Source organism: Inquilinus sp. KBS0705 (assembly GCA_005938025.2).
Taxonomy (GTDB): Bacteria; Bacteroidota; Bacteroidia; order Sphingobacteriales; family Sphingobacteriaceae; genus Mucilaginibacter.
This window is the reverse complement of record VCCI02000001.1, coordinates 858,711-877,304: the sequence shown is the minus strand read 5'-3', so window position 1 is coordinate 877,304 and position 18,594 is coordinate 858,711. Positions and strand designations below refer to the sequence as shown.

Below are 18,594 nucleotides of genomic sequence, written 5' to 3'. Positions count from 1 at the left end.
GTGCTTACCTACTCATCTCGCAAGGTACTGGTAGGGTTGGTTAAGGCTGCTTTGTAGGTTAAATAAAACGTGGTGCTAATGGCTATCATAACCAATATTAATACAGGCACTAAAAATTGCCACCATGTAATGGCCGCCTTAAAGGCATAACCTTGTAACCATTGCTGTATAATTAAAGCCGCGGCAGGGATGGCAAAAACACTCGACAGCACAATAAGCTTTACAACATCTTTGGTAAGCAGGGTTACTATACTTTGAATGGATGCTCCCATTACCTTGCGTACTCCAATTTCTTTGTTTCGTCGGGCAGTTGAGTAGGCTGTCAATCCAAACAGGCCCATACAGGCTATAATTACCGCCAGCGATGAGAACAGGATAAACAGCTGCCCGAATTTTACATCCTGTTGGTACTGCCGTGCATAATAATCGTCTAAAAAGAAATAATCGAAAGATGACTCAGGGAAAAACTCCGCCCATTTTTGTTGCAGGGCCGATAGCATGGCAGGCATTTGCTGCTGCTTTACTTTTACCGAAAGGTATTTAACAGGCACCCAGGTAAGTTTAGGGTCCATAAATAACACTAAAGCGGTATACTTTTGCTGTAACGATTGCTGATGATAATCTTTTATTACCCCTATCACTTCGTTTGGCTCTTTATCTAACGACTCTATCCATATTTTTTTACCTACAGCATCCTTTGCCGATTGAAACCCAAATTGTTTTACCGCCGTTTCGTTTAAAACCACTTTTGTCGAGTCGCCGGGGTTAGCACTATTGTAGCCCCTGCCTGCTACTAGTTGCAGGTTAAACGTTTTCATGTAATCAAAATCAACACGCAGCATTTCGTACGTACGCTCTTCTGCCTTTGATGTGCCGTATCTTCTGTCGGCGGCAAACATGCCTACCTCTTTACCCGGCACCGCACCAGATACAGTTATGGCATCAACTCCATTTATATTGGCGGCTGTACTTTTAAAACCGCTTATTTTTTGCAAGTAACCCGTGGTGCTAGATGGTGCCTTTATTACAATAGTTTGGCTGATATCAACGCCGGTATCCTGGCTGCCCATATAAATAATTTGCCTGTACACGGCCAAAGTACCGGCAATAAGTAACAAGGATGCCGCAAATTGAAAAGCCACCATTCCCTTACGCAGCCACACCCCTCCTTTTGAAAACGCAAACCTGCCCTTAAGCACCTTTATGGGCTTTAAGCGCGCCAATACAGTTGCAGGGTATATACCCGACAACAATATGCTGCCAACAAAAACCAGTGCTACTTTTATAAGCAGCGGTGCATCTATCAATAAATGGTAGGCTTGGCTATCGTTAGCTATTTTTTGCAACAGGTATTGCAGCAACAATACTAACAGTGCGGCAAAGCCTAAAGCTATTATGTTAATAATGAACGACTCTATAAAGAACTGCAAAACCAACTGCGATGAGTGCGCCCCGCTTACCTTGCGTATACCCACCTCGCGCGCCCTGTCTACCGATTTGGTAGTAGCTAAGTTGATATAATTGATACAGGCTATCAGCAATATAACATAGGCCATTATGTTTAAAAAGTTTACCGCGCTGCGGTTACCCTTCGCCTCAATTTCGTAAGGTTTGGCCGTGTTTAAATGAACGTTGGCCGAAGGCACCAATTGAATACCCCATTTTAACTGCTTAAGTGGCGCGGCAGTTTTATACCGCTCGGCCAGGGCCGGAAACTGCGACTCGACAGCGCTTGTGCTTACGCCCGGTTTCAGCTTTAAAAAAGTATAGCTTTCGTGCTGGTACCAAAAATCTTTTTGCCATTGCGGAGTGGTTGCCCATGATACCAGCATATTAAATTGCATGGTAGAGTTAGCGGGAAGGTCCTTAAACACACCGGTAACCATGCAATTATAACTATCGTAAAGCGATGTTAACTGCACCATTTTACCAACAGCGGCATCAATATTACCAAAGTACTTTTTAGCCTCCGATTCGGACATCACCACGGTGTTCACCTCCTTCAACACTGTTAAAGGGTCGCCCTTTAGCAGCGGGTACGAGAAAAATGAAAAGAAGTTGCTATCGGCAAAGCATACATGCTGTTCGCGGTATTTGATGGTATTATACCGTACTACCCTTTCGGAGTTATTCCAATTAATGCGGGCATAAGAGGCTATGCCGGATATGTTATCGTTAATTGCCCTTGCATAGCCATTGGTGCTTGTGGGCCAACTATCGGTAAGTTCGTTACCCCTATAAAACTGGCTCTCTACCCGGTAAATGTTTGCCACATCCTTATGCATCAGGTCGTAACTCCGCTCAAAACGGACGTATGCGCTAATGGCAATAAATGCTGCTATACCCAAACTAAGGCCAACTACATTAATTAAAGTGTAGGCCTTGTTTTTTATGAGGTTACGATAAGTAACCAACAGCATGTTGCGCAGCATATATTTGCGGATTTAAATGTTAAGCTTTAAAACTAAGGATTTTATGCTTAAGCCGACGGCGTAACCGGATTTTTTAAACAAAAAAAAACGGGCAGCTCGCCCGCCCGCTTTTATGAAAAACTAAATTAAACCTAAAAAAAAATTCAAAACTAATTCTTGCCGCTCAGCAAGCCATCAAGTGTAACCGAAGCATAGTAAATGCCACCAATTGTTGGGCCGCCTGCGTATTGTATATAGCGTTTATTAAATATATCTGTCGCACCTATTTTAAAGGTTGCATAGTAAACCGGCACCCTAAAGGTAACCTGCGCGTCAACTGTGTGTATAGCATCTACCGTACCGGTAACCAGCGGGCTCTCCCACAAGAAACTCTCCTGCCATTTGTAAACTACGTTAAAGCCTACATTTTTAACCACCTCGCGGTTACCGAATGAGAAGTTACCCGACCATTTTGGTGTATTAAACCCGGTAACAAAAATGTCCGACTGTTGCTGCGCCTTCAATTTGTTAAAGCTTACGTTGCCCGATACGGTATAGCGTTTATAAAAATTATAGCTTAACCCCGCCGATGAGCCGTAGTTGTGATAAATGTTTTTAGCATTGGTGTACACGCGGTACCTGCTTTGCCCGGCACTAGCAGCGTTTGTCGCGGTGGCTGTCGTTGGGTCGCGGTTAATGTCGAGCATAGCTAATACAGCGGCGTCTGAGCCTACTTTGGCTGCGTTGGGCACAAATACTTGCACCTGGCCTAAAAATCCATCATAGCGGTTAGTATAGGCATCTATATCAAGGAACACTTTGTTATCGGCAAAAATGCCTTTGTAACCTACCTCGTACGATGTAATTTGCTCGGGCCTTGCCTTAGGCAGGTCGGCAACTTTTAATAGCCCCCTGTTAGCTAAGGCAGTTGCATCAGTACCGCTTGCGCTACCCGGCGCAGCTTTAACAGCAGCGTTAAATGCGGTTACTGAAGACTGCGTATAACTGTTATCAAGGTAACCTAAGCCCTCGTTTATAAAATCAAGACTGCCCACGCGTTTTACGCGGCCATTATTTACGTATGATAATGCTTCAAATAATGATGGGAAACGGTAGCCGTTTTGAAAAGTGAACCTAAAGTTGTGTTGTTGATTTGGCGAGTAAACCGCAGCCAAACGAGGTGTAAACTTAGGGTCGAAATATGGGTTGTAATCCCAGCGGATAGACCCGAATAATTTTAACTTTTCGTCGAACAGCGTTTTAGTAACCTGGGTAAAGGCACCATATTTTTTGTAGATAACATCGTCGCCGAAACTGCCATCAGGCAAAGGCGTGTTTCTATCTGCGATGGAGCGGCTAAAATCAACAAAGTTATTACCATCAGGGGTTATGCGGTAAACACGAATATCACCACCAACTAACACATCAACAACCTTTACTTTATTGCTCAGGTCCCATTGTGCCTCACCGTTAAATAAATGGCTTTTTTGTACCAGCGCGGCACCACCGGTTACCGGTGCATTAGGTATAAGGCTCGATTTGATATCCCAGTTATTGATACCGATGATAGTATTACGCAGGTCGGTAAAGGCTTGTGTTCCGGGTTCTACCCTACCTGCATCCGCAGCGGTACGTGCTGCCGCGTTTGCAGCAGCCAAATTAGCCGATGTTAAAGCCCCACCATGCGAAGCCGCGTAAGCATTTAGCGCATTGGTATAACTGGTAGCCCATGCATTATTACTGGCGTGGTTAAGGTCAAGGTTATCTGCAAGGGGTTTTACGTTAAACGATTTCCCTGTATTTTCTATCGACTCGTATGCACGTATCAGGAAATCGGTACCCTTTAACTCCAGCTTATGGTTTTGCACCGAAGCACCATTCAAGGATATTTTATTTCCCCGCTGAAACACTCCGTCCATAGTACCATAGCGGTAGGTATATGATAATTGGGTAGTTGGGGTAATTTTATAGGCCAGTGTACCATCCAGTTTAAAGTTGGTTACTTTAGGGTCTACCAGATCAACTTCGTTGTAACCGGTACGGGCAACGGTTAGGTTAGGCCTTGCTACACCATCAACCACAATACCTTTAATAGATACGGTATTACTGCCTGCAAGAGCATCATCGCCATACTTGTTCCAGCCGTCGTAAGCCGCATTGTTAGCTCCTGTCAACTCAGGGTAAGCGGGGTTAGCCGTTTTTAAATTACCCGGGTTTTGATCACGGCGGGTGTTTGATTGCCAGTCTTTACCGCTTAAGTAGCTGGCATTAATTTTAAACGCGAATTTGTCGTTAAAAGCCTTGGCAAATCTTATCGCGTCTTCGTTTATGGCACTGGGGTCAATACCTATCCCATCCACATGGTTAATACCTGTGCGGTGGTAAAAACTTAATCCCTGGTATTTGAACGGGTCTTTTGTTTGCAGGTTCGAGAGGCCGTTTATAGCATTTGTACCATATAAAGCTGCTGCTGCACCCGGCGTAATTTCGATACTGGCAATATCCAGCTCGGTGGGGCCAATGGCGTTGCCCAGCGGTACACCTAAGGTAGCAGACTGCATATCAACACCATCTACCAGTTGCATAAACCTAAAGTTGTTAGGGCTGTTAAACCCGCGGGTATTAGGTACTTTAAGGGTGATACTGGTAGTGGTCATCTGCACGCCTTTAACGTTCTCCAGCGCGTCGTAAAAACTTGGGCCGGGGGATTGCTTAAGCGCGGTAAGGCTCAGTTTGTCGATAGCAACCGGCGATTTTAGCAATTTTTCTTCCCTGCGCGATGCGGTAACCACCACCTCGTTAATTAACAGGTTTTGTGAGGTAAGCTGAATATTTAATGCGCTATTGGCATTTTTGATATAAAATTCCTGTGGCTGAAAGCCTATTGCGCTAAAAACCAATGTAAAGGGCAATTTAGCAGTAGTAGTTAGCGAAAATTTACCGGTGGTATCGGTAGCGGTGCTGTAATTGGTACCTTTTATAGATACTGTAGTACCTACCAACGGCAAGCCGTGTTCATCGTTTACTTTACCGCTTAACACGTAGGTGCCGTTAAGCTGTGCCAGGCCCACCGTGGGCAAAAGCACCAAAAAAAGCGCAGTAAGTTTTATAAAATTCGTAAAAATTTTCATGTAATAAGGTTGAAAGAAATAAAAAATAAGGTTGATAAGGTATTGTAGCTGTGCGTATTAACAACAACAGCATGCAGTTAGGCACTGCATTTTACACATTTGGACAGAAGAAGATGTAAGCAAATAATACATTGTCTATAGAATAAGTAGACAAAATTATTAAATCTTTAATATCCACCAAATTATTTTTTATTATTTTTCAAAATAATACCCAAAACAGTCGCCCTTTAGCTATAAATCAGTAATATTGACGACTAAACCGATATACATTAATGGCATTTAATTACCGGCGCATTATAATTAAAATAGGTTCGAACGTGATAACGCGGGGTGATGGCTTGCCCGATGCGGAGCGCATAGCCCATTTAGTAAACCAGATAGCCGAGATAAAAAAGCAAGGTAAAGAGGTGATACTGGTATCATCGGGTGCCGTTGCATCAGGCAGGAGTTTAATAAGCGTCACCGATAAATACGATGCGGTTGCTACGCGCCAGTTACTGGCATCTATAGGCCAGGTAAAGCTCATCAACACCTACTCGCACCTGTTCGAGCAATTTGATATACTTTGTTCCCAGGTGTTGGTTACCAAAGAAGATTTTAGGGACAGGCTGCACTATTTAAACATGCGCAACTGCCTCGAATTGTTATTGCAGCACCAGGTAATACCGGTAGTAAACGAAAATGATGTGGTATCGGTAACGGAATTGATGTTTACCGATAATGATGAGCTGGCAGGGTTAATAGCATCTATGCTTAACGCACAGGCATTAATTGTACTAACTAATGTCGACGGCATATATAACGGCGACCCTAAACTGGAAGGCTCTGCCGTTATAAGTGAGGTGGAAGGCGGGGGAATTGATTTTTCGGCGTTCGTTAGCTCGGGGCGTTCGCAGTTTGGGCGTGGCGGCATGATCACTAAATCGACCATAGCCCACAAGGTGGCGCAATTGGGCATAGCAGTACACATTGCCAATGGTACAAAAGAAAACATACTTACGGACGTATTAGCCGATAAAGTGGTACATACCCGTTTTGTGCCCAACAAAAAAGCATCAGGGAAAAAGAAATGGCTGGCGCATTCAGAAAATGCAGCTACAGGCGTTGTACAGGTAAACGAAGGTGCCAAGGCAGCGTTAATATCTAATAAAGCATCAAGCTTATTACCGGTGGGTATTACCTGTATCGTATCCGACTTTAAAAAAGGCGAGATCATTAAGATAGTAGACGAAAACAACAAAACCATAGGTCTGGGCCTTGCCGAATACGGTGCCGAAAAGGCCCGCGAAATGCTGGGCAAAAAAAACCAGCGGGCGCTGGTGCATTATGATTATCTTTATTTACAGGGATAGAAATGACTTACCAATCATATTTTGACAACGCGCTTACAGCAGCCAGAAACCTTAACCTGGCCCCTGCCGCTATAGCTAAAATTTTGCTTGATGTGGCTAAAGCCGCTGTGGAGCAAACTGATTTTTTGCTTGCAGCAAACCAAAAAGACCTTGACCGCATGGACCCTGCCGACCCCAAATACGACAGGTTAAAGCTAACGGCACAGCGCATTGAAGCCATTGCCAATGATATTAAAACGGTAGCAGGTTTGGATAGTCCGCTGGGGAATGTACTCTCAGATAAAACACTGCCCAATGGCCTGCAAATAAAAAAAGTAAGGGTGCCTTTGGGTGTTGTTGGCGTAATATACGAGGCAAGGCCAAATGTAACCTTTGATGTATTTGCGTTGTGCTTTAAAACCGGCAACATCAGCATATTAAAGGGCGGCAGCGATGCTGATGCATCAAACAGGGCCATTATGAGTGTTATACACGGTGTTTTAAGGCAGCATGGTATTGATGTTAACGCCACCACCCTGTTACCTATTGAGCGCGAAGCTACCGAGGCTTTACTAAACGCGGTAGGTTATGTAGATGTGTTGATACCCCGGGGCAGCCAAAGTTTAATCAATTATGTTAGGGTTAACAGTAAAGTACCCGTGATTGAAACCGGTGCAGGCATTGTGCACACCTACTTTGATGAAACCGGCGATTTAGATAAAGCCATTGCTATAATAGATAATGCCAAAACCCGCCGGGTAAGCGTTTGTAACGCGTTGGATTGCCTTATCATCAACAGCAAACGCCTAGGTGACCTGGTGCACATTGCCGAGCCGCTTGCTAAAAAGCAAGTACTTATTTATGCGGATAAGGCGGCCTATGCGGTTTTAGATGGCCTATATCCTGCCGAATTTTTAGAAGAAGCCAAACCCGAACATTTTGGCACCGAGTTTTTAGCCATGAAAATGGCCGTAAAAACGGTTAGCTCATTACTCGAAGCATTACAGCATATTGCTGTAAATAGTTCTAAACACAGCGAGGCCATTATATCTGAAGATGAGGTGAATATCGAAACCTTTTTAAACCGGGTTGATGCCGCTGCTGTGTATGTAAATACCTCAACCGCCTTTACCGACGGTGCCCAGTTTGGCTTAGGTGCCGAAATTGGCATCAGCACCCAAAAACTGCATGCCCGCGGCCCTATGGGTTTAGAAGAACTGACCAGTTATAAATGGATAGTAAAGGGAAATGGACAAATACGAAAATAATGAATAATGAATGCAGAATTCCAATAACGAAGTGTAAATGCACTTCATTATTCATCATTTCTTATTCGGCGTTCGATATTTCACCCCTTCTCATTTTACCCTCCTCTGACCCAAGCCATAAACACCATAAACTGTAAAACCTTATCTTTGCGCTCAATATGAGTAAGCACGGTAGGATATTAGTGGCAATGAGCGGCGGGGTTGATAGTTCTGTAGCGGCAGTAATGCTGCACGAGCAGGGCTATGAGGTCATTGGCCTAACCATGAAAACCTGGGACTATGCCGCAAGCGGCGGCAGCTCAAAAGAAACCGGCTGCTGTAGCTTAGATAGCATAAATGATGCCCGCGCCCTGGCCGTTGGCTATGGCTTTCCGCATTATATACTGGATATACGCAACGAGTTTGGCGATTTTGTAATAGATAACTTTGTTGACGAGTATTTAGCCGGCCGCACCCCTAACCCATGCGTGCTTTGTAACACCCACATTAAATGGGAGGCCCTTTTAAAACGTGCCGATAAACTGGATTGCGAATTTATAGCCACAGGGCATTATGCCAACATCCGCTTACAAGATAGCGGCCGTTATGTGATATCAAAGGGTAAAGACGAGAATAAAGATCAATCATACGTACTTTGGGGTGTATCGCAGGAAAACCTGTCGCGTACTAAATTTCCCCTGGGTAGTTTCTCTAAACCCGAGATCCGCCAGATGGCCGTTGATATGGGCCAGCTGGAATTAGCCGGCAAAAGCGAAAGCTACGAGATATGCTTTGTGCCCGATAACGACTACAGGGCCTTTTTAAGGCATAAGGTTGAAGACCTTGACGAACGTGTTGGCCCGGGCAATTTTGTGCTGACAGATGGCACCGTAGTGGGTAAACACCAGGGCTATCCTTATTATACTATAGGTCAGCGTAAAGGCTTAGGCATTGCATTAGGTAAACCAATGTTTGTAACTAAAATTGAGCCCGCTACCAACACCGTTGTTTTAGGCACGCCCGAAGAATTAGAGCGTAAAGAAGCATGGGTACGTAACCTTAATTTGGTTAAATACGCCAATATTAACGAACCTATTGAAGCCGTAACCAAAATACGCTATAAAGATGCCGGCGCGCAAAGCACCATTGTGCAAATAAGCGACCACATGAAAGTGTCTTTCGACCATGCCGTATCGGGTATTGCACCGGGGCAATCTGCTGTATTTTACGAAGGCAACGACCTGCTGGGCGGCGGATTTTTGATATAAGCCCCCGTTGCAATATGGTAAGGTTATAAGGCTGAAATCTTCCAATTTTCGCTAACCTTCAAATACTAATTTATTTAACGGTACAGTACCAAAACATTACAACTTTAAAACATTGTAACTTTTCAACAGCATAAATAATTTGCGTTTCTTATGCATTTTATGTTTTCTTTGCAAAAAACAAAGCGCTTAATGGCTAAAAATTTACTCATAGTTGAATCACCGGCGAAAGCCAAAACGATCGAAGGTTACCTGGGCAAAGATTTCACCGTAAAATCAAGTTACGGCCATATCCGCGACCTGGTGAAGTCAGAAGACGCCATTGATATAGCTCACAATTTCAACCAAAAATATGAGGTACCTGCAGATAAGAAGCAGATAGTAAGCGAGTTAAAGAAATTAGCGAAAGAAGCAGACATTGTATGGCTCGCATCCGATGAGGACCGCGAGGGAGAAGCCATATCATGGCACTTATTTGAAACATTAGGCTTAAAAGAACCCGATACCCGCCGCATTGTTTTCCACGAGATAACCAAACCGGCCATTATGCGCGCGATAGAAAATCCGCGCAAAATAGATTATAACCTGGTAAATGCACAACAGGCCCGCCGCGTTTTAGACAGGCTGGTAGGTTTTGAACTATCGCCGGTGTTATGGAAAAAAGTTAAACCATCGCTATCAGCGGGGCGTGTACAATCAGTTGCCGTAAGGTTAATAGTCGACCGTGAACGCGAGGTAAATAAATTCCAGTCGGAAGCCGCTTTTAAAGTGGTAGCCATATTCGGCACCGGCAGAAATGCCTTTAAGGCCGAACTGCCCGAGCGTTTTACCAAACAGGAAGATGCCGAAAAGTTTTTGCAGGATTGTGTAAAGGCCATTTTCGATATCAAATCGTTAGAGACCAGGCCTGCCAAGCGTTCGCCGGCTGCACCATTTACTACCTCTACCCTTCAGCAGGAAGCAAGTCGTAAACTGGGCTACTCGGTATCGCGTACCATGCAAGTGGCACAAAAATTATACGAATCGGGTAATATCACCTACATGCGTACAGATTCGGTTAACTTATCTGATACCGCATTACAAGCCGCGGCAAGCGAAATAGTATCGGCCTATGGCGATAAATATCACCAGCAACGCAAGTATAAAACTAAAAGCGCGGGCGCGCAAGAGGCCCACGAAGCTATACGCCCCACTTATTTCAGCAAGCATACCATTGATGGCGACAACTCCGAAAAGCGTTTATATGAGCTGATATGGAAACGTGCAATAGCTTCGCAAATGAGTGAAGCTCAGTTTGAGAAAACTGTTGCAAAGATCGCTATATCAACACGTAAAGAAGAATTGGTTGCCAACGGTGAGGTAATGAAGTTTGATGGCTTTTTAAAGGTATACCTGGAAAGCAGCGACGAAGACGAAGACAACCAAACTGCCGACGGCGAAAACGCCATACTGCCGCCATTAACCAAAGGCCAGGTGTTAGACCTGCAGGAATTAAGCGCTACCGAACGTTTCTCGCGCCCGCCTGCACGTTATACTGAGGCAAGCCTGGTTAAAAAGTTAGAAGAATTAGGTATAGGACGTCCATCAACCTATGCCCCTACCATATCTACCATACAAAACCGCGGTTACGTGGTTAAAGAAGAACGCGAAGGCCGCCAAAGGGCTTTTAGGGTGATGACCTTAAAAGGTGAAAACATCACCAAAGAGACCAAAACTGAAAACACAGGTGCCGAACGTGGCAAATTATTCCCAACGGATATTGGCGCGGTGGTAAACGACTTTTTGGTGCAGCATTTTAAAGGTATTGTTGATTTTAACTTTACTGCCAGTGTTGAAAAGCAATTTGACGAAATAGCGCAGGGCCTACAGGATTGGACCAAAATGATGCGTACTTTTTATGATCCTTTTCATAACGACGTACAAAACACCATCGAGACCGCCAATAAAGCTACCGGCGAGCGTGAATTAGGTGTACACCCGGACAGTGGCAAAAAAATGTCGGTACGTATTGGTCGTTATGGCCCGTTTGTACAGGTAGGCGAAAGCGCTACCGACGAAAACAAAGAAGATAAGCCTTTATACGCCAGCTTGCGCACCGGCCAGAGTATAGAAACCATTACTCTTGAAGAAGCGCTGGAATTGTTTAAACTGCCAAAAGTAGTAGGCGAATACGAAGGCAAAGTTATGAAGGTTGCTATCGGCCGTTTTGGGCCATATATAAGCCACAACAGTGCCTTTATATCGTTACCAAAAGAGATAGACCCGCTTGATGTTACCGAAGCCGAAGCCATTGAACTGATAGAAGCTAAACGTAAAAAAGATGCGGAGCGATTGATAAAGGCCTTTGACGAGGACGAAACTGTAAAAGTTTTAAACGGGCGGTGGGGCCCATATATTGAATTTGGCAAACTAAACGTTAAAATACCAAAGGATAAAGACCCGCTAACCCTAACTTTTGAAGAATGCAAGGCCCTTGCCGATGCCATGCCTAAGGATGCTAAAAAAGGCAGGTTTGGCAAAACCGTAGCAGCCGCAAAACCGGCAGCAACCAAAAAAGCCCCTGCTAAGAAAAAGGCCGTTGCTAAAAAGAAGTAAGTTGGTGGTCCGGTTACCGGCCGGCACTTAAACTAATGCAACTACATGATAAAGGATATCCCTAAAAATATAGTAAAAGACATAGCCATTGCTGTAGCGCTTGAAAGCGAAAATGTCGAAAGCAAGGTATGGTATGTATATCTTATCAACCTTAAAAATGAGCCGCTGGAAAACGTGCTCATCACCTCAAAAGGCTATGGCGAAAAGAATGGCGAGCAGGTAAAAACCTCTATTCTACGCCACTCGTTCCCACTTGTTGGTGCCAACTCTTTTAAGCTGATAGAGCCTATTGATGAGCAAACATTCGGGCTGAATAATGAGTACTGGCTGAGCTATTATATCGGCCGCGAGATATTCGACAAAAAGTTTATATTCCTTCCGGAAAGTATTGTAGATGAAAACTTTATAAAACTGCCGGTAGTGAATAAACCGGGTGTAATGATACTTTAATGGTTTAATGTATGCAACATGTGCATACTGTCTTTTAAATCGTTATAAAGCTTTTTATAAACAGGGAACAACTGTAAATAATGGTCGTGTTTGGCCATATCGGGGTATATGGTAACCTTGTCTTGGGCATCCTTATCTTGTATCGTTTTGTAGTTAATGCCCAGCGCTTCCATAGCCAGGTAAATGGTGCCGATGGCTGATGCATCTTCGCTTTGCATAACTACCAGTTTTTTACCCAGCACATCGGCCAGCAACTGCACCCAAACCGGCGACGATATAAAGCCGCCGCTTATTACCACCTCCTCTACCAGGCTTGACGAATCTTCCACCGCTTTTAAAACATCCCATAAGGCAAAGCATATACCCTCTAAGGCTGCCCTTAAAAAGTGCTGCTGCTGGTGCGAAAAATTAATATTTACAAAAGCCCCTGAACTTTTAGCATCCCATATAGGCGCGCGCTCGGCATACAAATACGGCAAAAACATTAAGCCATTACTACCGGCTGCGACACTGTATATTTCGGCAAAAACCTGTTCATAGGTTTCGGGGGTAACGTTGGTTATTTTCAAAAAGCTTTTTATTAGCCAATCTGCTGCGGCTCCGCCATTATTTACTGCTCCGCCACATATAAATGTTTTAGCATTAAGCAGGTAATTAAAGGTCATGGCCTTATAGTTGTAAATGGGCTTATCGCTGCCCACTCTTACAGCGCCGCTGGTACCAATGGTTAAGGCCGCAATACCGTTGCGCACAGCATTACCACCCAGGTTAGCACAACAGCCATCGCTGGCACCAATCACGAAGGCTGTTTGTGTGGTTATACCCGGCAGCAATGGATTAACAGCAGGCAAAAAGCGTTTATGATCGGTATTAACGGGCGTCGATAATCGTCCGGCATCAATAGCGGCCAATTTACAGGCCGGCAAATACCATTGTAAGGCTACAACATCAAACAGTCCGGTTGCCGATGCTATCGAATAATCTACCTCAAAGCAATTGAACAGCCGGTACCATATATACTCTTTAACAGATATGAATTTATATGCGCTATCAAACAGGTCTTTGCTGTTTACATGCAGCCAAACCAACTTGCACAAAGGCGACATGGCATATATTGCGGTCCCCGTGTGGTGATAAATATCCTCACCTTGTGTAGAATCGCGTATACTTTGTGCAATATCCCCACTACGCGAGTCGGACCACAAAATAGCGTCAGCTAATGGCTCCCCTGCTTCGTTAACAGGCATAATGCTGTGCATAGCAGCACTAAAGCTAACTGCGGCGGGTGCGTTACTAAGCTTTTGGGTTATTTGGTTTAGGCAATAAACAAAGGCATCCCATATCAGGCATGGGTTTTGCACACTGTGGCCGGGCTTAGGGTTAAGTGTTGGATAATGTTTTTGCGCAGTATATAGTACTTTACCGGTAACGTCAACCGCTACCGCTTTTGTGCTGCCTGTGCCTAAATCAATACCAACAAAGTAATTTTGCATTGCTATAACCTTATGATAAGCGTATACGTAAACGAAGCCGAATATATTAGTTTAATAATCCACACCGGCATTATTTGTTAACATTTGGGCTTTAAAACATTATAAAATTAATTCACTAACAAATAAAAAATATACTTTTAAATAAAAAACCTAAATTGATAAACTTATAGTTATCTGTAGGATAACGAGTTAACAAAATGCTATTTGCAAAAACACTGCATAAGCTATGTGATTATTACAGTTTTTTAAATTAAAAGTGTCATATTTATAGCAGACTACGATAATGATCGGCATGAAAAAAACACTTCTTATTGTTGATGATGACTTGAGTATATTAAAACTACTCAACTTTATATTGTCAAAAGATTATGAAATAGTAGTTAAAAATAACGGTGTTGAAGCTTTTGGCTGGCTGGAAGACGGCAATATGCCTACTCTGATCATATCTGATCTGCAGATGCCTTATTTTGATGGACAATCGTTTTTAAAAAATGTAAAAATAAGTGGTTTTTACCGCGATATACCGGTTATTATGCTTTCTGCAGCCCATGACCTTGATGAACAAGTGGCCAATATGCCCTTTAAGATAGATGCTTACATACACAAGCCCTTTAACCCAACAACGCTAAAAACAGCTATTAACCAAGTATTAGAAGTTTATGATGCAGAAAGCAACTGATTGGAACGAAAACTCGGGTAGCCAGGTCAGGATAGCATACGCGGGTTTGGAGTTAAGGGAATTGATAACAGCCGACCTTGCACCACATTTTCGTATAAATTTTAATGATACCCTGGCGGATCTGGATGCCTATTTGGGCGATCAATCCATTCTGTCTATCCCCGATATTATTTTGGTTGAGGTTGATAAAGACGAAAAGTGCTTTGAACTGGTTGAAAAATTAAGGAAGAACTTTTTAATGAACGGTTTGATCATCGTTATGCTGTCAACCCGTGCCGATAAAAAACTGGTACAACGCGCCATGTCCTTAAAAATACATGACCTGTATGCCTATCCATTTTCAACTTCAGATATTCGTGAGCGGTTGAATTTTTTGGTTAGGTTTAAACTTATCCGCCCCCGCTTGCTTGAGTTATCGCAGGAAGTTGATACTACCTACCGTATGCCGGCCGGTAAACGCTTCCTTGATCTGTTTATATCGGGCACTATGCTGTTCTTTTTATGGCCTTTATTTTTAATTATAGCCATAGCGGTGAAGCTCGATTCAAAAGGCCCGGTTTTTTATAAAAGTAAACGCGTAGGTACCGGTTACAAAGTGTTTGATTTTTACAAATTCCGGTCGATGCGTACCGATGCCGATCAACTATTGGCACAAATGGCGGTGACTAACAACCAATATGCTGTTGAAGAAGAAGGAACAACAAAATCGGCCTTTGTTAAAATAAAAAACGATCCACGCGTTACTAAGCTGGGTAATTTCTTGCGTAATTCGAGTTTAGACGAATTGCCGCAGTTATTTAACATTTTAAGAGGCGATATGTCTGTTGTTGGCAACAGGCCCCTACCCGTATACGAAGCAGAAATGCTGACTTCTAACGAATGGTCGATGCGCTTTTTGGGCCCTGCCGGTTTAACAGGCTTGTGGCAAATAAGCAAACGTGGTAAAGAGGATATGAGCGAGAGAGAAAGAAAAAAGCTGGATAATTTTTATGCCCAAAAATATTCGTTTTGGTTGGACGTAAAGATCATTATAGGTACCGTACCTGCTTTATTTCAAAAAGAGAAAGTATAACACATGAACATAACGTTGAAGTTTTTCAGCATTGTATTTTTACTGGGCTGCCTTTTTAACAGCAAATTACACGCCCAGGAAAGTTTTATAGCCGATATTAATTACAACTACCTCGAAAAGCTTATTGCTACCGCAAAGCGTAACTATCCGGAGGTAAAAGCAAGGCAAGCACAGGTTAACTTGGCTAAAAGCGCCTTAAACCAATCAAAAATGATGTGGTTAGATGCGTTTACAGCGTCGTACATTTACAGCCCGCGCCAAACGGTTAACGTGATAACGCCTACTATTTTTAATGGTTACCAGTTAAGCATCTCCTTAAACCTGGGTACGTTGCTGTCAAAACCATTTGCTGTAAAAGGCGCACGCGCATCCTACGAAGTTGCCCAATATCAACAAAGCACCTACAACTTAACTATCGAGGCTAATGTAAAACGCCTTTACTACAGTTTCCTGGCGGCACAGGCCGAATTGCGGGTACGTGCCAATGCAGTTGTTGATGGCGAAACCGCCGTTAAACAACTTAAGTATACTTTTCAAAAAGGCGAAACTACGTTCCAGGTATACAACGAGGCGCTTACCAGCCTTTATAATCAAAACTCGTTTAAAGTGCAGTCTGAATTGGCCATGTTAACAGCGAAAGCTAACCTTGAAGAAATTTTGGGTGTTAAATTGGAAGAGGTTAAATAAAAATGGAGTTAGGGAATTTTTTTAAGTATTTATGGAAACAAAAGCTACTGCTGATCATAATTCCGCTGGTTACTGTTGTTATATCCTATTTTGCCGTTAAAAACCTTGCAGATAAATATGTATCAACCGCGCAGATAGCTACCGGTATAGTCGATCAATCGCGCCATTTGCTGGATGCCGACCCCACAGGTGCTGCCAAAGAGCAATCGGTAGGCCACGAGTTTAGCAACCTTATAGAGATCATGAAACTGAAAAAGATAACCAACCAGGTATCTTACCAGTTAATGATACATGACTTGCAAGACCCTAAACCTTTTAAAGCATATAGCAAGCTATACTTAACCATGAATGCTGCTGCCAAGGCGCATGCTATTCAGGTTTATACCGATAAGTTTAATAAGATGGAACCCTTGTCTTATTACGATCCGGATGAATATGGCCTGAGCCAATTACTGCGCTCAATGGGGTACGATGAGCGTTCGTTAACACAGGGCTTATTTATAAACCGTGATGAAGACAGCGATTTTATTACCGTTTACTACGAATCTAACAACCCACAGCTATCTGCCTTTGTGGTAAATACGTTATGCAGCCAATTTATTAGCTATTACAGCAATACCATAAGGCAAAACGAAACAGACGCGGTAAACTATCTTTCGGGCTTGCTTGACGAGAAACGCAAACTGCTAAATAAGAAAACCGCCGCGTTACAAAAATACAAGATAGACAACGGGGTGTTAAACCTGGAAGAACAGTCGCGATCGATATTTGACCAGATAATGGTTTTTAACGACCGTAAACGCCAGGCCGAAAAAGATGTGGCCTCTTATACAGGTGCCATTAATAACATCGAAAAGAAATTTGACCCGCAGGACCGTAAGTACATGGAGTCGGCGGTAACCAGGTACAACCAGGCTATAGTAAGTACCCAGGATCAGCTGCATAAGCTTACCGATAAATATGTAAGCAGCAATTTTAACCCAAGGTATAAAGCGTCTATCGACTCGTTAACCAGCACGCTTGCCACACAGATCAACCAATCATCTGACAAGTATATCACCAACCCGCTTATAGGTAAAGATGACCTGGTTAAACAAAAACTAACGCTTGAAGTAACCCGCGACGTAGCAAAATACGGCCTGGGTGCTATAAATAACTCTTTAGCCGACCTTAATGCAAAGTTTAACAGGCTTGTACCTTTTGATGCCACGGTGAAAACCTACAATTTTGAAATTGACATTGCCAGCCGCGAATACCTGGATGTATTGGCAAAATTTAATGCTACCAACCTGCAATCGTCAAACTCCATCAAACTAAGGCAAATAGAAACTGCCACACCCGATGCGGCCGAACCTTCAAAGAAAATGCTGCTGATAGCCTTAAGCGGCATTGTGGCATTGGTATTATGTGTAGTTGTGTTGTTCATTAAATTCTTTATGGATGACGCTATTAAAGAACCTGTACAATTGGTTAATGCTACTAAACTGCCATTGCTGGGCTACTTAAATACCATTGGCGGAACCATTGATCTAAAAAAGCTTTGGGATGTTGAACACCGCGAAAGAATGAAGCAATTTAAAGAGCTGATACGCTCTATCAGGTTTGAAATTGACCAGGAACTGCGCGGCGAAAAAGTGTTGGGTATTACCAGTTTAAACAATGGTGATGGTAAAACGGTATTGGCCATAAGCCTGGCCTACTCCTACTCCATGATCAATAAAAAGGTTTTACTTATTGATGGTAACTTTGATAACCCAACCATTACCAACACAGCACAACCAAAAGTTTACCTGGAAAATTATTTTAAAAACAACCCCGATAATTACGAGCCATTTAGCAACACAACCAACGTATTTGGTACACATGGCGGCGACGTTACCCTGCTGGAAGTAAGCGACGAGAAATTCATACGCAGTAAATTTAACGAACTTAAGTTGAAGTATGATATCATCATTATCGAAACGCCGCCTTTATCATCCATGAATAAATCTAAAGAGTGGTTGCTATTCGCCAACAAAATAGTTGCGGTTTTTGAGTCTAATAAATCTATTTTGAAGCTGCAAAAAGAAGATATAAACTATTTAAGAAGCCTGAACAGCAAATTTGCCGGATGGATATTAAATAAAACCACCTTTACTAACGATTAAGGCGGGTTGCCTTTATCATTGCCATATTAGTAAACCTATTAGCTGCTTAAAATGAAAATTATACCAAAGCAAGACGAGGAAGATAT

At 43.1% G+C, this 18,594-nt stretch carries 12 protein-coding genes; 9 read left to right on the top strand and 3 right to left on the bottom strand.

Translation table 11 applies throughout. The features are described 5' to 3' along the window. Positions 1 to 8 precede the first annotated feature (8 nt). Entirely contained in the window at positions 9 to 2,432 is a 2,424-nt protein-coding gene (locus FFF34_003900; protein TSD66559.1) for an FtsX-like permease family protein, read from the bottom strand. Positions 2,433 to 2,581: 149 nt separating this feature from the next. Continuing rightward, positions 2,582 to 5,542 (bottom strand): energy transducer TonB, encoded by a 2,961-nt coding sequence (locus FFF34_003895; GenBank protein TSD66558.1) that lies wholly within the window; start codon positions 5,540 to 5,542, stop codon positions 2,582 to 2,584. Between the two features lie 272 nt (positions 5,543 to 5,814). Between FFF34_003895 and proB the strand changes: the two genes are divergently transcribed. The 5 genes from proB to FFF34_003870 all read left to right on the top strand — a co-directional run bounded on the left by proB (position 5,815) and on the right by FFF34_003870 (position 12,430). Further along, positions 5,815 to 6,894 (top strand): glutamate 5-kinase, encoded by a 1,080-nt coding sequence (proB, locus tag FFF34_003890; protein TSD66557.1) that lies wholly within the window; start codon positions 5,815 to 5,817, stop codon positions 6,892 to 6,894. A 2-nt stretch (positions 6,895 to 6,896) separates the two neighbouring features. Next, positions 6,897 to 8,141, top strand: coding sequence for a glutamate-5-semialdehyde dehydrogenase (locus FFF34_003885; GenBank protein TSD66556.1), 1,245 nt, complete (start codon positions 6,897 to 6,899; stop codon positions 8,139 to 8,141). 158 nt (positions 8,142 to 8,299) lie between these two features. Further along, positions 8,300 to 9,388 carry a tRNA 2-thiouridine(34) synthase MnmA gene (mnmA, locus tag FFF34_003880; GenBank protein ID TSD66555.1) on the top strand — a complete coding sequence of 363 codons (1,089 nt, stop codon included), beginning with the start codon at positions 8,300 to 8,302 and terminating at the stop codon, positions 9,386 to 9,388. Positions 9,389 to 9,577: 189 nt separating this feature from the next. Next, the gene (topA, locus tag FFF34_003875) at positions 9,578 to 11,980 is read left to right on the top strand and encodes a type I DNA topoisomerase (protein ID TSD66554.1); all 2,403 of its coding nucleotides are present in this window, start codon (positions 9,578 to 9,580) and stop codon (positions 11,978 to 11,980) included. Between the two features lie 45 nt (positions 11,981 to 12,025). After that, the gene (locus FFF34_003870) at positions 12,026 to 12,430 is read left to right on the top strand and encodes a hypothetical protein (protein ID TSD66553.1); all 405 of its coding nucleotides are present in this window, start codon (positions 12,026 to 12,028) and stop codon (positions 12,428 to 12,430) included. Here the strand turns inward: FFF34_003870 and FFF34_003865 are convergent. Beyond that, positions 12,427 to 13,923 (bottom strand): gluconokinase, encoded by a 1,497-nt coding sequence (locus tag FFF34_003865; protein ID TSD66552.1) that lies wholly within the window; start codon positions 13,921 to 13,923, stop codon positions 12,427 to 12,429. The genes FFF34_003870 and FFF34_003865 overlap by 4 nt on opposite strands. A gap of 292 nt (positions 13,924 to 14,215) precedes the next feature. Here FFF34_003865 and FFF34_003860 point away from each other — a divergent pair, with 292 nt between their 5' ends. The 4 genes from FFF34_003860 to FFF34_003845 are packed head-to-tail and all read left to right on the top strand — an operon-like array spanning position 14,216 to position 18,508. Then, positions 14,216 to 14,602 (top strand): response regulator, encoded by a 387-nt coding sequence (locus tag FFF34_003860; protein TSD66551.1) that lies wholly within the window; start codon positions 14,216 to 14,218, stop codon positions 14,600 to 14,602. Next, positions 14,583 to 15,674: a sugar transferase gene (locus FFF34_003855; protein TSD66550.1), complete on the top strand. Its 1,092-nt coding sequence runs from the start codon at positions 14,583 to 14,585 to the stop codon at positions 15,672 to 15,674. The genes FFF34_003860 and FFF34_003855 overlap by 20 nt, the downstream gene beginning before the upstream one ends. A gap of 3 nt (positions 15,675 to 15,677) precedes the next feature. Next, complete coding sequence (locus FFF34_003850) at positions 15,678 to 16,361, top strand: TolC family protein (GenBank protein ID TSD66549.1); 684 nt, start codon at positions 15,678 to 15,680, stop codon at positions 16,359 to 16,361. A gap of 2 nt (positions 16,362 to 16,363) precedes the next feature. Next, a complete protein-coding gene (locus FFF34_003845; GenBank protein TSD66548.1) occupies positions 16,364 to 18,508 on the top strand; it encodes a lipopolysaccharide biosynthesis protein in 2,145 nt (714 codons plus the stop codon). The last annotated feature ends 86 nt before the right edge of the window (positions 18,509 to 18,594 follow it).

Excerpts from the sequence above, each read along its gene's own strand:
- topA (TSD66554.1), top strand. The coding sequence starts at position 9,578 with ATGGCTAAAAATTTACTCATAGTTGAATCACCGGCGAAAGCCAAAACG.
- FFF34_003900 (TSD66559.1), bottom strand. The coding sequence starts at position 2,432 with ATGCTGCGCAACATGCTGTTGGTTACTTATCGTAACCTCATAAAAAAC.
- mnmA (TSD66555.1), top strand. The coding sequence starts at position 8,300 with ATGAGTAAGCACGGTAGGATATTAGTGGCAATGAGCGGCGGGGTTGAT.
- FFF34_003870 (TSD66553.1), top strand. The coding sequence starts at position 12,026 with ATGATAAAGGATATCCCTAAAAATATAGTAAAAGACATAGCCATTGCT.
- FFF34_003885 (TSD66556.1), top strand. The coding sequence starts at position 6,897 with ATGACTTACCAATCATATTTTGACAACGCGCTTACAGCAGCCAGAAAC.
- FFF34_003845 (TSD66548.1), top strand. The coding sequence starts at position 16,364 with ATGGAGTTAGGGAATTTTTTTAAGTATTTATGGAAACAAAAGCTACTG.
- FFF34_003865 (TSD66552.1), bottom strand. The coding sequence starts at position 13,923 with ATGCAAAATTACTTTGTTGGTATTGATTTAGGCACAGGCAGCACAAAA.
- proB (TSD66557.1), top strand. The coding sequence starts at position 5,815 with ATGGCATTTAATTACCGGCGCATTATAATTAAAATAGGTTCGAACGTG.
- FFF34_003850 (TSD66549.1), top strand. The coding sequence starts at position 15,678 with ATGAACATAACGTTGAAGTTTTTCAGCATTGTATTTTTACTGGGCTGC.
- FFF34_003860 (TSD66551.1), top strand. The coding sequence starts at position 14,216 with ATGAAAAAAACACTTCTTATTGTTGATGATGACTTGAGTATATTAAAA.
- FFF34_003855 (TSD66550.1), top strand. The coding sequence starts at position 14,583 with ATGATGCAGAAAGCAACTGATTGGAACGAAAACTCGGGTAGCCAGGTC.
- FFF34_003895 (TSD66558.1), bottom strand. The coding sequence starts at position 5,542 with ATGAAAATTTTTACGAATTTTATAAAACTTACTGCGCTTTTTTTGGTG.